This is a genomic window from Clostridium sp. AF22-10, from assembly GCF_003478725.1.
Lineage (GTDB): Bacteria > Bacillota > Clostridia > Lachnospirales > Lachnospiraceae > Otoolea > Otoolea fessa.
The window spans coordinates 61158-77258 of sequence record NZ_QUFZ01000006.1 but is presented as its reverse complement, the minus strand read 5'-3'; the positions used below and the strand labels follow the sequence as shown (position 1 = coordinate 77258).

The 16101-nt window shown below is 46.3% G+C and carries 10 protein-coding genes and 1 pseudogene; all 11 read right to left on the bottom strand.

Features of this window, described 5'->3' with window-relative positions; translation table 11 throughout:
* Positions 1-26: 26 nt before the first annotated feature.
* The gene (locus DWX91_RS06090; protein WP_118472461.1) at positions 27-2975 is read right to left on the bottom strand and encodes a hybrid sensor histidine kinase/response regulator; all 2949 of its coding nucleotides are present in this window, start codon (positions 2973-2975) and stop codon (positions 27-29) included.
* 5 nt (positions 2976-2980) lie between these two features.
* Positions 2981-4831, bottom strand: a complete 1851-nt coding sequence (locus tag DWX91_RS06085; RefSeq protein ID WP_118472460.1) for an ABC transporter substrate-binding protein — start codon at positions 4829-4831, stop codon at positions 2981-2983.
* Positions 4815-7010, bottom strand: coding sequence for an ATP-binding protein (locus tag DWX91_RS06080; RefSeq protein WP_333549102.1), 2196 nt, complete (start codon positions 7008-7010; stop codon positions 4815-4817). Before DWX91_RS06080 ends, DWX91_RS06085 begins: the two co-directional genes overlap by 17 nt.
* Positions 7000-7602, bottom strand: coding sequence for a transporter substrate-binding domain-containing protein (locus DWX91_RS06075; protein ID WP_412693837.1), 603 nt, complete (start codon positions 7600-7602; stop codon positions 7000-7002). The genes DWX91_RS06080 and DWX91_RS06075 overlap by 11 nt, the downstream gene beginning before the upstream one ends.
* On the bottom strand, positions 7530-7814 hold the full coding sequence (locus DWX91_RS17900; protein ID WP_412693836.1) for a hypothetical protein: 285 nt from the start codon (positions 7812-7814) through the stop codon (positions 7530-7532). The genes DWX91_RS06075 and DWX91_RS17900 overlap by 73 nt, the downstream gene beginning before the upstream one ends.
* 360 nt (positions 7815-8174) lie before the next feature.
* On the bottom strand, positions 8175-10808 hold the full coding sequence (gene ppdK, locus DWX91_RS06070; RefSeq protein WP_118472458.1) for a pyruvate, phosphate dikinase: 2634 nt from the start codon (positions 10806-10808) through the stop codon (positions 8175-8177).
* A 334-nt stretch (positions 10809-11142) separates the two neighbouring features.
* Positions 11143-12530 (bottom strand): annotated as a pseudogene (locus DWX91_RS06065) (glycine--tRNA ligase).
* Between the two features lie 95 nt (positions 12531-12625).
* On the bottom strand, positions 12626-13285 hold the full coding sequence (locus tag DWX91_RS06060) for a hypothetical protein (protein ID WP_107001586.1): 660 nt from the start codon (positions 13283-13285) through the stop codon (positions 12626-12628).
* A 155-nt stretch (positions 13286-13440) separates the two neighbouring features.
* On the bottom strand, positions 13441-14466 hold the full coding sequence (locus DWX91_RS06055) for an acyltransferase family protein (RefSeq protein WP_118472457.1): 1026 nt from the start codon (positions 14464-14466) through the stop codon (positions 13441-13443).
* 30 nt (positions 14467-14496) lie between these two features.
* Positions 14497-15144, bottom strand: coding sequence for a DNA repair protein RecO (recO, locus tag DWX91_RS06050; RefSeq protein ID WP_118472456.1), 648 nt, complete (start codon positions 15142-15144; stop codon positions 14497-14499).
* A gap of 20 nt (positions 15145-15164) precedes the next feature.
* Positions 15165-16082, bottom strand: coding sequence for a GTPase Era (gene era / locus DWX91_RS06045; RefSeq protein WP_022359739.1), 918 nt, complete (start codon positions 16080-16082; stop codon positions 15165-15167).
* Positions 16083-16101: the final 19 nt, after the last annotated feature.

Genomic DNA, 16101 nt, shown 5'->3' with positions numbered 1-16101 from the left:
TTTTGCCATTGCTTCCTGTATCCCCTCTATGAAAGATTTTTTTGCAATGCATCAATTAATTCCTCTACAACAATTGGCTTGGATAGAAATCCATTCATACCGTATTCCAGCGCTTCCTTCCTGTCTTCATCAAAAGCATTGGCAGTCATGGCAAGAATAGTGATTCCCGCCTGTGCCGGATCATCCAGGGCACGAATCCGCTTTGTGGCCTCATACCCGTTCATGACAGGCATCTGCACATCCATCAACACAAGATCATAACCGCCTGGTTTTGATTTTTTTACTTTCTCTACTGCCTCTGCTCCATTTTCGGCAGTATCAACCAGAAAGCCATATTCATTCAGGAGCTCTACCGCAATTTCACGGTTCAGTTCATTGTCTTCCACAAGCAATATACATCTGCCCTTGAAATCTGAACCTGCTGCCGGGAGAATATTATCCTCTTGCTCAGCCTGCCTCTGACCGATAGCTATCATCAAGGTCTCTCTGATATCTGACATAAACATAGGTTTCGAACAGAATGCTGTAACCCCTGCCGCTCTGGCCTCCACTTCGATATCCGACCAGTCATAAGCCGTCAGGATAATGATTGGTGTATGGTCACCCAGACTGCGGATCTGGCGGGTCACTTCAATCCCGTTCATATCCGGCAGACGCCAGTCAATGATATACGCATGGAATGCATCCCCCAGTTCCATAGACTGCCGCGCCCGGAGAACAGCCTCCTTACCGGAAAGAGTCCATTCTGAACGCATTCCAATCTTGACAAGCATCTTTGTCACACTGTCACAGGTATTAAAATCATCATCTACCACCAATGCCTTAAGACCTTCCAGCTCTACGATCTTCTCTATGCGGTGATGCTCAGTCTGAATCCGAAATGGCAGACGGACAATAAATTCGGTACCTTTGCCCTGTTCTGTCTGAACCTCAATGGTTCCACCCATCATATTTACAATGTTCTTGGTGATCGCCATGCCAAGTCCTGTACCCTGAGTCTTGCTGACCGTGGAAGTCCGTTCCCTCTCAAAAGGAGAAAAGAGCTTCTGTACAAATTCCGGGCTCATACCGATTCCGTTATCCTTTACCCGGATCTCATACAGTTCACTGCCTTTTACCGTTCCCGGGAACTGCTTTAACCGGACAGAAACGGTTCCACCTGCAGGCGTAAACTTAATGGCATTGGACAAAAGATTCAACAGCATCTGATTCAGACGCGTCTTATCACAATAGACGTACTCATTCGTCACATCCATTGCATCCATATAAAGCTCCAGCTGCTTCGCATGAATCTGCCCACTGACGATGGTCTTCAGATCATGAAGCACTTCCGACAGGCTCACCTCTATTTCTTCCAGATGAATCTTTCCACTCTCGATACGGCTCATATCCAATATATCATTGATCAGGGAGAGCAGATGGTTACTGGACGAAAGGATCTTGCTTAGATAATCCCTGACTTTTTTCTGATTGTCAATGTTGCTTACAGCCAATGTTGTAAGGCCAATAATTGCATTCATGGGTGTCCGGATATCGTGGGACATATTGGAAAGGAACGTACTCTTTGCACGATTGGCAGTCTCCGCAGCACGGACTGCCTCAGAAAGTGCCTGATTCATTTTCCGGTCAGAGGTACGATCCGACATAACCAGAATAAATTTCTTTTTCCCGTTTACCTCACTGCCCATTGCAATATTATGAAACCAGCGTCGTTCTCCTGTTTTCAAATGAGCATATTCACAATCCCATTCCTTCTGTTCATTTACCTGAATTTCTTCCAGATAATTCGTTTCCGGATCTTGTGACTCTGTGAGATGCAGTTTTCCCAAAACACGAATATCTTTACGGATTTGTTCCACTGTAATACCCAGCAATTTTTCCGCATTCGGGCTGACATAATCTGCCTGTTGTCTTTTTGCATCCAGCATCAGAAAAACATCATTTACATTCATTGACAGCTTTTGAAACAATTCATCCCGGTACAGGATCTCCGTATCCTTTTTCCTAAGATTTCTCCTGTTTTTTTGCACAATAAGGCTAATTAAAAAGGCGGCAGCACAGAGCACAACTGCACCTACAAGAAGAATCGTACTATACTGCAGACTGTTCATACTGGCATTCACAATATCCACCTGAACAAGTCCCAGAAACATCCAGTCCTGAATATCTGATTTTTCATAGACCAGATAGTAGCTTCTTCCATCAAGCTTTACCATTCCCGCATCGCTACGCCCTTCTTTAAACTTTTCCGAAAGCTCATTGATCTCTCTTTCAGGCATCTCCGAATGCTCTCTCAGAACGGCGAAGAAATTATACACTCTCCCCCATGACTCGGAAGAATGATCCACCACAACACGACCATCCTGATGAACCACATAACTCTGGGCATTTCCGTCGAAAGCAGAGATGTCCAGTACATTTACGATATCAGAATTCTCATAGGCAATGGCAATCGCATCATATTCAAATCCCTGATAGCTTCCATAGACCTTGGGAGTTGCAAAAACAAGCAGCTGGGCTTTTCCAGGAACTGCTGCATTTGTTATCACATCACTTCCCTGCCGGAGCTCCTCTTCCATATTCCCCTGTAATCCAAGATACCCTGTTTCACCTGTTACCTTCTTATAGTTTCCGTCAGCTGACAGAAAAAAGAATTCTAAAAATCCGGCATCTTCCTGTGCTTTCTCTATATATTCACGAATTTTGTCTTCATTAGAGATGTTCTGCAGATTCTCTCCCCAGATATGAAGATAGGTCAGATTCTTGTCTGTCAGTTCCCGCAGCATATTATCAGACTGATGAAAAATCTCTGTCAGATGAGACACACTTTCCTCATATACCGTTTTCGACACAAATTCAAAATATCGGAAAACCGTCAATACGATTCCAAGCAAAATAGCTATAAAAACAGCTGCCTTGAATTGTTTGCTATTGACAAGCTTCTTTTTGTCTGTATTATGATTCTTAATATCCATTTTTCTCACCTCAGAGCCATATAGTCTTCATGCTCTGCAAGAACGGCATCACCATCTGAAATATATCCTATCCAGGTATCCTTCACAGAAGTATCTCTTATATCAAACACAATATTATCATCTACCGGATAATTCTCCATGTATTTAGGTGTCGTCAGGCAGGTTACCGTGAACATCTCTTTGTCCTGAACTTTCTTTCCATCCTTCGTAACTCTGTTCAATGTATAACCATTATCCGTTTCCCGGAGCTCCACAGAAATACCACTGAACACAGGGAGAGAACCTCGGTTAAAGGGAATAAAGCCTCCCTCATAGCCTTCCACAAAATTTCTGACAGTCTCCTTCAGTTCCGCCCCACTCATCTTACTGCTGTAAGCTGAAAGACCATTGGGCATGATCATGTCACCCGCCATTTTTTCTGTGTAACCGGCTTTCAGCACGTTTCCAGTAAAGCTGTTTCCAGTGGTGATCAGCACATCCGTATCATAAATGCCGCGCAGAGTGTTTGCCATAACCGAATAAGCCGCATTACCTCCACTGGTATGGAAACGATTGGAATATGATTTCTGTGAATCTAACAGGATATCCTCAGAGATAGTCTGCTCATTCAAAAGCTGGGTGTTAAAGGACTGATAAGCCTGCTCTGCATCGTATTCTCCTGCAATCATCTTAGATACCACATCCTTGGAAACAGCGAAAAAATCATTTGACGCAATACGGATATACATATGATTTTCTTCAATCACAGGTTTCACATCTTTCAGATATTCTGTAAGATGGATATCCACATCCTGGCTGTAGCTTAAGAGATCCTGACCATCATAAAGGATCTGTTTCTGTGCATTCTCAGAAAGCATCGTGTTCAATACCTTCATGGCTTTCTGCCGTCGTGTTTCATCCTGTGCCAGGTCACGGTTTAAAGCCACCTGAAAATAGGGTGTAGTCATCAGCCATTTTTCGCCGTTTTCTTGAAAGAATGGCAGAAATATTGTTTGAATGCCCTGATCCTGAAACATTTTTACACCGGAAGAGCTTCCAAAGTACATGGCAAGCTTCCCATTTTGATACATTTCTACTATATCATCATAATTCAAATCCAGATCGTCCTGACTCAGACCGATATCCCGGATGAACTGTTCCATACGTTCAAAAGCCGCCGGCCAGACGGTGCTGTCCAGACCTTCTCTCTTTGTATTATCCGGGTCACTGTAGGTCGTCCGCCACTTGCGTCCGTCTACAGAAGACAACTCTGATGCTGACAGCCCCTGCAGTGTCTCCATACAGGTATAATCATAAAAATAGTCTGCTGTAAACCCACGGATTCCCTCATCGTCAAATGCCTGACAGGCAGAGACGAAGCTGTCATAATCGGTTGGCAGCGGAATATCGTACTCTTCAAAAAGATCCTTGTTCACTACAAAGCCATGGGCATCTGCGCACACTGGAAGCCAGTTTACGCTGCCATCCTCATTCCTAAAATTGTTTAGATATGTATCATAGACAGCACCAGCCGCATTGGTTGTAGAAAGATCCATCAGACTATCTTTCAGAGGACTTGCATCATGCAGTGAAAAACGACAGCAGGTTATAATATCCGGCAATCCTTCATTTTCATCCAGAAATCTGTAAAAATCCAGATCATTATTTCCTACTACAAATTCAACATTGATATCCGGAAGCTGCTTCTGAATATAGGGTGCGTATTTTTCATACAGTTTTGTACTCCATAAATACACCGTGATGGTTTCTGCATCTTCTTTTTCTGCACGCTTCCCGCCACAGCCTGACAAAAGAGATATAGCAGTCACCATCACCAGAAGCACAGCAAGTAACTTATTTCTATTTTTCTTTTTCATTACGAATCCCCCTAAAACTGCGTTCCTCTAGTTCATAAATTACCTTTACCAGTAATTTTTCATCAACAGGCTTAGAAATATGTTCATCCATCCCTGCTTCTTTTGCTTTTATTCTGTCCTCCGCGAACGCATTTGCTGTCATTGCAATGATCGGTATCACCTTAGCATCTTTTCTATCCATGGAACGAATCGTCTTTGCTGCTTCATAACCATTCATAACCGGCATCATGATATCCATAAGAATCGCATCAAATTCACCGGGTTCACTTTTTTTGAATCGTTCAACGGCTTCCTGCCCATTCCATGCCTTAGTCACGACAGCACCTTCATTCTGAAGCACAAATTCAGCAATTTCCATGTTCAGCTCATTATCTTCTGCCAGAAGAATATGCAGTCCCTTTATAGGTTTTCCATCTGATACATCTTTCTTTTCTTCCCGTTTATCCGAATTCAGATCGATTTTAAATGGAATCCGGATCACAAAGGTAGTCCCTGCACCGTTTTCACTTTCAAAGGTAATGGTTCCACCCATTGTCTCAATCAACTTCTTTGCAATCGGCATTCCCAGGCCTGTTCCGGCAAATTTTGTACGGCTTCCTGCATGTTCCTGGGCAAACGGTTCAAAAATATGTTTCTGAAACTCATCTGTCATTCCGATTCCTGTATCCCGGCAGACAAATTCTATCGTTGTCATCTCTGGCTGTCCGGATGGAATCTCCCGGCAGCTAATATAGATATGTCCGTTTTTTCTGTTATATTTCACCGCATTCGACAGTATATTCATCATCACACGTTTCACATATCCTGGACTTCCAATAAGCTTCCGATGTGTGATTTCTTTCTTCTCCCACACGATCCGGATATTCTGTTCTGCCGCCATCTGCTCGATCACAACAAGTACTTCCCTGGAAATACGGCTCAGATCAAACGGAATTTCTTCCAAAATCACTTCGCCCGACTCCAGCTTACTCATATCCAGGACATCGTTTACCAGTTCCAGCAACAAATTGGATGCCTCTTTCACCTTTGTTCTGTATTCTGTCTGTTTCTCCATATCATCTGCACAATGATCTGCCATATTGACCAAACCGCAGATTCCATTAATCGGAGTCCGGATATCATGGCTCATCCTTTGGAGGAATTCCGTTTTCGCCCTATTGGCGGCTTCCGCCTTTTTTGCAGCTATCAGAAGTTCTGCTTTATATTTTTCATCCTTTTCCCGTTCTTGTTTCTCATGTTCCAGATTGGTTCTGGAGATACAGAACCAGAATATACCAAATATCAGAAAATATAGAAAAATAACACTTATCATCCTTAATAGAAGATTATGAAATACTTCTCGATCCGCAAGATATGCATAAATATAATAATCCCGCTGCTTCAGCATGATTCCGTAGCATCCGGTTCCTTCATTCTTCAAATGAAAAATATGCTGGCTGTCTGTATGGCTTTTCATTGCCTGAACAACCTCATTGTCGGCCGTATTCTGCCCCAACAGGCTCTCATCGTTACTGGCAACAACGAGCCCATCGTCTGCAACAATAATTGTTCCATCTTTCTGGACACTATAGCCATTTAAAAGCCCCTGTATTGTCAAAGTATAGTTTCTGGTAAATTCAGGAGATGTGTAATAGTAAATTGCCACAATACCCGGTGCGTCTTTTCTGGCGCAGGCTGCAATGTCGATCCGGGACCCGTCTTCCCTGGCAAACCGTTCCGAATAGCTTCTTTCTTCATATCCGGCAAAATCCATGATAATTTCTTTTTGCAGATACTTCGTAATCTCATCCGTCAGAGACTCGTTCATGCTGTACTCACAGACCACCTTTCCTTCTGCATCAAGTACAAGGATACCATTCACCCAGAGCGTCTGCAGATTATCCTTCAGAAACTCCCGGCTTAACTGACCGCCGTTTTCTGTTTCCATGTTAATATTGGTACTCATCTGTCTGGCACTTTCAATGGCACGGAGGAGACTTTTGGATTCCGAAGATTCATTATAATGGGTGTAGGTGGAGCACTGCACTTTCACATAGTTTACGATCTCTACCATTCTTTCTTCTGCTTCCGCTTTTTCCGTGTGGAAGAAATAAAATAGAGAGACTACAGCCACACAGATTCCAAGCAAAATACCAATTGTTTTAATCTGTTTTTCCTTCGTTCTTCTCTTAATATCCAAGATTATCCACCTCCAGATACTTCTCCGGATCATCCAGATATTTTTCAATGATTTTCAGGGATGTGCCATCCTGACGCATTTCCTCCAGAATCTGATCCATCTGTTCACAGATTCCCCGCTCATCCTCTTTTGCAAAAGCAACCCCTATTCCGGTGATCATCAGCGGTTCTTCCAGGATACGAAAGCTTATGTCATCATCCTTCATATACTGGACAATCGATTCCTCATGTGCGGCAGCTGCATCCACATATCCTTTCCCCAGAAATGTATAGATCAGTTCCCGGTGTCCCAGGCTGATCAGATTTCCCAGTTTTGGGATTCTCTCATCCGTCCGGTTCAGAAAGATGCCCTCCGGTTTGGTTGTGGACTGGACAGCCAGATTTTTCCCCTCCAGGTCACTCAGTTTATAGATGTCACTGCTCTCATTTACAGCAACCACCTGACGGCTTGCTATATACGGTCCGGCCCAGCGGTAATCATCCAGACGTCCTTCCATGGAAAAACAGCCCATGATGCAATCTATCTCTCCACTCTCCACCAGCTCTTTCTTCTTCTCCCAGTTAATCTGGACAACCTCCACCCGATAGCCCATTCTTCTGAGGCTTCTGTAGCCAGTTCTACATCGATTCCTGTCGGCACACCATCTTCATTCAGATAATTGTATGGTGGATAGTTGTCGCTTCCTAGTGTGATGACGGGTTTTTCCGTTTCTTTTTTATTCTCATCTGTATTTTTGCACCCTGCCAGGATGACTGCTAAGATTCCAACAAGCAGAATACCTGCGATCACTCTTTTTCCTTTCATTTTCCTTCCATCCCTGTTATTCTTTTCTATTTTTTCACATCTTATTTCCGGCTATTTATTACGATTCAGTGGCCTGCGCTTCGGTGCCCCCCACACATAAGACTTAATTTCCTATATGATCAAAAAAAGCTCCATGTAAAAAATTTACAGGAACTTTATCTATAATACCCACTTAACTCTTACCTTATATTCTTACACTTTCGATTATAGCATTCAAAATATACCATGTCCATAAAAATTGCCATCATACATGTTTTTTTTCATAAACAGCCGCCGGTTATTTATACAAAAGAACCCCCTTACTTTCGTAAGGGAGTCCTTATCTACCCATTTATTCTATTTAAGGTTTCCTTTAAATAATTATTTCTCAGCGATTGCAGCCTGAGCAGCAGCCAGACGAGCGATCGGCACACGGAACGGTGAGCAGGATACATAGTCAAGACCAATCTTGTGGCAGAACTCTACGGAAGACGGGTCGCCGCCGTGCTCGCCGCAGATACCTACATGAAGGGTCGGGCGCTCTGCTTTACCTAACTTGATCGCCATCTCCATGAGCTTACCTACGCCAGTCTGATCCAGTTTTGCGAATGGATCGCTCTCGAAGATCTTCTTATCATAGTAAGCATTCAGGAACTTGCCTGCATCATCACGGGAGAAGCCGTAGGTCATCTGAGTTAAGTCGTTTGTACCGAAGCAGAAGAATTCAGCCTCTTTTGCGATGTCGTCAGCGGTCAGAGCTGCACGCGGGATCTCGATCATGGTACCTACTTCGTACTTCAGATCAACGCCTGCTGCTGCGATCTCCTCGTCAGCGGTCTTCGCAACGATATCTTTTACATATTTTAACTCTTTCGCATCGCAAGCGAGCGGAATCATGATCTCCGGTTTTACGGACCAGTCAGCGTGAGCTTTCTGTACGTTGATAGCTGCACGGATAACTGCCTTGGTCTGCATAACTGCGATCTCCGGATAGGTAACTGCCAGACGAAGTCCACGGTGACCCATCATCGGGTTGAACTCATGCAGGGAAGCGATGATGTTCTTGATAGTCTCAACCGGTTTGCCCTGAGCGTCAGCCAGTTTCTTGATGTCATCTTCCTCAGTCGGAACAAACTCATGCAGCGGCGGATCCAGGAAACGGATGGTTACCGGGTTGCCCTCCAGAGCCTCGAATAAGCCTTCGAAATCGCCCTGCTGATACGGAAGGATCTTATCCAGAGCTGCTTCTCTCTCTTCTACAGTGTCAGCACAGATCATCTCACGGAAAGCAGCGATTCTGTCTTCCTCGAAGAACATATGCTCAGTACGGCAAAGACCGATACCTTCTGCGCCAAGCTCTCTAGCTTTCTTCGCATCTGCCGGTGTATCAGCGTTGGTACGAACTTTCAGTCTTCTGAACTTGTCAGCCCATGCCATAACGCGGCCGAATGTACCAGCGATGGTAGCGTCTACGGTCTTGATCTCGCCCTCGTAAATATTACCGGTTGTACCATCAATGGAGATGAAGTCTCCCTCATTGAACTCTTTACCAGCTAATGTGAATTTCTTATTTTCTTCATCCATAGCGATGTCGCCGCATCCGGATACACAGCAGGTACCCATACCACGGGCAACTACGGCTGCGTGAGAGGTCATACCACCACGAACGGTTAAGATACCCTGAGCAACCTTCATACCGGTAATGTCTTCCGGAGAGGTCTCAAGACGAACTAAGACAACCTTCTCGCCCTTTTCAGCCCATTTCTCAGCATCCTCTGCAGTGAATACAACTTTACCGCAAGCAGCACCCGGAGAAGCACCTAAGCCTTTTCCAAGCGGAGTAGCTGCCTTTAATGCAGCAGCGTCAAACTGCGGATGCAGCAGTGTATCGAGGTTACGCGGGTCGATCATAGCGACTGCTTCTTCCTCTGTCTTATGTCCTTCATCTACCAGGTCGCAAGCGATCTGCAGAGCTGCCTGAGCAGTTCTCTTACCGTTACGGCACTGTAACATATAAAGTTTACGGTTCTCTACAGTAAACTCCATATCCTGCATATCATGGTAGTGGTTCTCAAGCACATCGCAAACCTTGATGAAATCTGCATATGCCTCCGGGAACTCCTGCTCCATCTGAGCGATCGGCATCGGAGTACGAACACCAGCAACTACGTCCTCGCCCTGTGCGTTCTTTAAGAACTCGCCCATCAGCTTCTTCTCGCCGGTTGCCGGGTCACGGGTAAATGCAACACCTGTACCGGACTCATCGTTTAAGTTACCGAATACCATCGGCATTACGTTTACTGCAGTACCCCAGGAATACGGAATATCATTATCTCTTCTGTATACGTTCGCACGTGGGTTGTCCCAGGAACGGAATACAGCTTCGATTGCTAATTTTAACTGAACAACCGGGTCAGACGGGAAGTCCTCACCTAACTGTTTTTTGTACTCAGCCTTGAACTGCTCAGCCAGAGTCTTTAAGTCAGCAGCAGTCAGTTCGATATCGTACTGAACACCCTTCTCTTCTTTCATCTTGTCGATGAGCTGCTCGAAGTATTTCTTACCAACTTCCATAACGACATCCGAGAACATCTGGATGAAACGTCTGTAGGAGTCATATACAAATCGCTCAAATTTCGGGTCCGGGTTGCCTGCGATCATCGCTGCAACTACCTCGTCATTTAAACCAAGGTTTAAGATGGTATCCATCATACCTGGCATGGATGCTCTCGCACCGGAACGAACCGATACTAACAGTGGGTTCTTCAGATCGCCAAATTTCTTTCCATTGAGCTCTTCCATCTTCTTAACGCCTTCCATGGTCTGTGCCATGATCTCGTCGTTAATCTTGCGACCATCTTCGTAATACTGGGTACAAGCCTCAGTTGTGATTGTAAATCCCTGTGGAACCGGCAGACCGATGCTTGTCATCTCCGCCAGGTTCGCTCCCTTTCCTCCCAGCAGGTTACGCATGGTCATGTCGCCCTCGCTAAACATATAAACCCATTTTGCCATAAGTATTTTCCTCCTATACTCGTTTATGTTTTACATTCACATATTTGTATTTATGTGAAAGATAAAAGCCATCGTGAATATTATAACATAAACTGCGGTCTAGTAAAGAGTTTTTTTGAATTCTTTCCAACTTTTTTTCGATCAATATATATTTTTTTGTAATTTTCGCGAATATTAAATGAGATGACTATCCAGAACAGTGCCTAATCTTCCCCAAAATAAATTTCGTTCTTTGCAAAATGCCAAAAATGTCACAAGCCCTCTCTAACACAAAAAGCAGAAACCATCTCCTGTTTTCTGGAATATGGTTTCTGCTTTTTTGTTTATTTAAAGATTAGAAACGGAACTTATCCTCAAAGTAGTTCTTTAACTCGGCGATCGGCACACGTACCTGCTCCATGGTATCACGGTCACGGACGGTAACAGCCTGGTCGGTCTCCGACTCGAAGTCGTAAGTGATGCAGAACGGAGTACCGATCTCATCCTGACGGCGGTAACGCTTACCAATGTTTCCTCTGTCGTCGAACTCGCAGTTGTAGTACTTGGAAAGCTCTGCGTAGATCTTCTCTGCTCCCTCGTTAAGCTTCTTGGACAGCGGAAGCACACCGATCTTAACCGGTGCAATCGCCGGATGGAAGTGAAGAACGGTTCTCACATCGCCCTCTCCGATCTCTTCCTCATCGTATGCAGCACACAGGAATGCCAGGGTTACACGGTCAGCACCCAGTGACGGCTCAATCACATACGGGATGTATTTCTCCTTCTTCTCATCGTCAAAGTAGGTCATATCCTGACCGGAGGTGTTCTGATGCTGGGTCAGATCGTAATCGGTACGGTCTGCGATACCCCACAGCTCGCCCCATCCGAACGGGAACAGAAATTCCAGATCGGTCGTCGCCTTGCTGTAGAAGCACAGCTCTTCCGGAGAATGGTCGCGCGCGCGCATCTCATCCGGCTTGATGCCAAGTGTCTGCAGCCAGTCGATGCAGTGCTGTTTCCAGTATGCAAACCACTCAAGGTCGGTTCCCGGTTCACAGAAGAACTCCAGCTCCATCTGCTCGAACTCTCTGGTACGGAAAGTAAAGTTACCCGGTGTGATCTCGTTACGGAAAGATTTACCGATCTGACCGATACCAAACGGGATCTTCTTGCGGGAGGTTCTCTGTACGTTCTTGAAGTTTACAAAGATACCCTGTGCAGTCTCCGGACGCAGATATACGGTGTTTTTTGCATCCTCGGTAACTCCCTGGAAAGTCTTGAACATCAGGTTAAACTGACGAATGTCAGTGAAATCATGCTTGCCGCAGCTCGGACAGCAGATGTTATTGTCATCAATGTACTGTTTCATCTGCTCCTGGGACCAGCCGTCTACAGAACCCTCGATCTCGATGTTGTGCTCTGCCATATAGTCCTCGATGAGCTTATCTGCACGGAAACGCTCTTTACAGCTCTTGCAGTCCATCAGCGGGTCAGAGAAGCCGCCCAGATGTCCGGATGCCACCCATGTCTGGGAGTTCATGAGAATCGCACAGTCTACACCTACGTTGTACGGGCTTTCCTGAATAAATTTCTGCCACCATGCACGTTTTACATTGTTTTTCAGTTCTACGCCCAGATTGCCGTAGTCCCATGTATTGGCAAGGCGCCGTAAATCTCAGAACCCGGATATACAAATCCTCTTGATTTTGCGAGCGCCACGATTTTGTCCATCGTCTTTTCCATTTGTCTTGTCCTCCTGATTCATTTATCATTGTACCCGTCCCCGCCTCTTCTTTCGATATCTGGCAGATGGACGAATTTAACAATCATTCTGTTTTTTATCTTTTAAAAATCACATAAGCCGTGCCTGTTTCCGGCAGACTGACGGTTGAATCGTCTTTTAACTCGGTATTCGAACTGCGGTAAAGCACTTTTCCGCCGACCATCAGCGTCGCACCGCCCTCGCTCCGGACTGCCATGCCGCTCTTTTCATTCTGAACCGTATCCGTTCCGGCTTCGCTTCCATCTGCCTTTACCAGCTCACCCTCGGAAAACCATCCATCGGCAATCGCCTCCGAAAGCGGCTTTGCCTCCAGCGCCGTCAGGGAGTTGCTGGTGTCCTCATTGTCATTCGTCTCTCCGAATGCTTTCAGATCTTCAAAGGAAGCATAATCAAAGATCGCAGTCACCGTGTCTTTTCCCGCCTTCACACTTTTCAATGCTGCCGGCAGTCTCTCGGCATTTTTCTGGTTCTGTGCCAGCGCCCCGGCGCCTTTTTCTTCATTAAAATGAATCACTGCCGTCTCTAAATACTGCTTTAATTCATTCTCATCGACCGAAATACCGCCGGTCTGCTCCACCAGAGCACTCGACAGCGCCCCGTCTTTTGCCACATATACGCAGCTCTCCGAAGGGGAAAAGGCGGTTTCCCGTGAGCCACAGCCGGACAGCATCACACCCACGGTACACGCTGCCAGAAGAAATCCTCTTTTTTTCATTGCTCTTCCTCCCAAGCGCAAAAATGCTCCTACAACCAAGTTTTTATAGTATACCTGCTTTTCTATGTATTTTCAAGACTTGGACCTGAAAAAACGCATACTCGCACTTCCGTTTCCAGAGATACCTGCCTTTCAACCGTAAATCCTGCTTTTTGTCAGCGTCCCCCATTCAGGGTCTTCCAGATATCCGGACGGTACCTCCGCAGCACGCGCGCCGCCTGATAACAGAGTGTCACTGCAAGCAGCGGCATACACACATACATAAACATCGAAACCAGCTGGCTGCCCGGAAATAGCAGCGCCGCCGCCTTATTGAGGAAACGGACCACCACAAAGTGCGTCGCATAGATAAAAAAGGTGCAGGTCATAAACGGTCTGACTTCTCCCAGCCAGCGCTCGTTTACCATCATCCAGATACCGATGACTGCCAGAAGCTGGTAGAGAACGATTCCCGGCACAAAATAGTGGGTATAATAGCTCCTGCTGAGCACGATTCCCACTGCCAGCAGGCACACCCCCAGTGCCGCCCGCTTCCACGACCATACCGCCTCCGCCCATTTTCTCCCGTGCAGCGCCGCATAGGCGGCAAAGGAATAATAAATCAGGGCGTCCAGATTCAGCTCCGGCAGCGCCACTCCCTTGAAAAGTGCCACAAGTAGCACCAGCAGAAATGCCGCGCCGGTCCAGATATTTTTCAGAAACAGATACAGCACCGGTGCCAGCAGCACCAGCAGAATGATCTGATACATGAACCAGAACACCGGATTGAAGGTATACTTGGTGATCGCCTGCCATGCCCCGGACGTCGTGATCACCAGATCCGTCCGGTTGGCGATCGTCTGCAGTCCCGGAATCCGGCTCGCCGCCACATACGCCACGTAGTAGATAGTATTCCAGAGCAGGTACGGAACCAGAAGCGAATGCAGACGTTTATTTAATTTTTCTCCCAGCCGCTTCATCGTGAAGTTCCGGTAGAACAGGTAGGCAGACAGCATGATAAAGCATGGGATGTCCACCCGCAAAATTTCCTGCATGACCGGGTACTGGAAATGCCACCACGGTGCGTCCTGCCCCAGTTCCGGGAAAAACAGATCCGCGTTGCCGGAATGCGTCCAGATGACCATGAGGCAGCAGATGAAATTGAACCAGGCAATTTTCTGGTGGAATTTGGGTTCTGGCATATAAATGGTTCCTCCCTGGATAGTTGTATGTTATGTAATCGTCTGCAATATCTCCAATGAGTGAAAACTTTTATCTACATACGCCCTCTTATTCCGCTCCACATTCGCCGCAAATTGTGCAAATGCATCTTCTTTCAGAAGAAATGTATACAACTTCTCGATCGGCGCGTAGATGACGTACTGCCAGGCGTAGCGTGCGGAGTCTCCGGCGCGCAGGGGTGGATCTTCGGTGTATTCGCCGTTGATGACCATGATTTTTAACTCGAAGATACGCTGTACAAGTTTGTTGGGGAGTGCGGGTTTTAGGAGGGCGCGGAAGGACTGGTAGAGTAATCGCAGCATTTCTCTTGCCTCCAGACCTTCTCTTCCAAAGTATTCGGCGAATTCAGCAAAATAGGAGGCGTAGCAGGCGCACTCAACGTCCTGTTCAAGTCCTTCGAAATAGTTTTCGATCTCCGCGCCATAGAGATTGTAGGCATCCCGCGTCTCAGAAAGTGTGAAGATTCCAAATGCGAAAGGCCGGCTTGCCGCACGCAGCAAACTTCCAGTGCGCTTCGCCCCGCGGGCAAATGCCGTGATTTTTCCGCGGTCTCCCGTCAGGAGAATCAGACGTTTATCAAATTCACCGACCGGGGCTGCATAAAGCACCATTCCGGTTGTCTGTATCAAATCTCGCATGCAGCCCTTCCTTCCCTCACTTAAATTTCTTTCGGGTTATATCCGTAATTCTTCATATACATATCGCTGTCTCTCCACTCCCGGCGCACTTTAACCCAGAGTTTCAGGTTGACCTTCGTGTCCATCAGATTTTCAATTTCCATCCGGGCAGCGGTTCCGATACGTTTTAACATCGATCCGCCTTTTCCGATGATGATGCCCTTGTGGGAATCGCGCTCGCACACGATCGTTGCATCCACGTCGATGATGCCGTTTGGACGCTCTTTCATCTGGTCGATGACAACTGCAATGCCGTGCGGGATCTCGTCGTCCAGCATCCGAAGCGCTTTCTCGCGGATCAGCTCCGCTGCGATCTGGCGCATCGGCTGGTCGGTGACGGTATCCTCATCGTAAAACTGCGGACCTGCCGGGAGGTATTTAAAAATACTGCTCTTGACATCTTCGATATTCATCTCTTTGAGAGCCGAAACCGGGATAATCTCCGCAAAATTCAAAATATCCTTATATGCCGCGATAAAGGTCAGAATCTCTTCCTTCGATTTGACCGTATCAATTTTATTGATAACCAGAATGACCGGCGTCTTGATCTTCGAAAGCTGCTCTGCAATGTGGCGCTCGCCTGCCCCGATGAAGGTGGTCGGCTCTACCAGCCAGAGAATCACGTCAACCTCTTTTAACGTATTCTCTGCGACATTGACCATGTACTCGCCCAGCTTGTTTTTCGCCTTGTGGATACCCGGTGTGTCCAGAAAAATGATCTGTCCGCGCTCGTCTGTGTAAACCGTCTGGATACGGTTCCGGGTCGTCTGCGGCTTCTCAGATGTGATCGCGATCTTCTGTCCTATCAGGTGGTTCATCAGCGTGGATTTGCCGACATTCGGACGCCCGATCAGGGTCACAAAGCCAGATTTAAACTCTTTTGTATCTGTATTTGCCATCTTGTTTCCTTTCACTTAC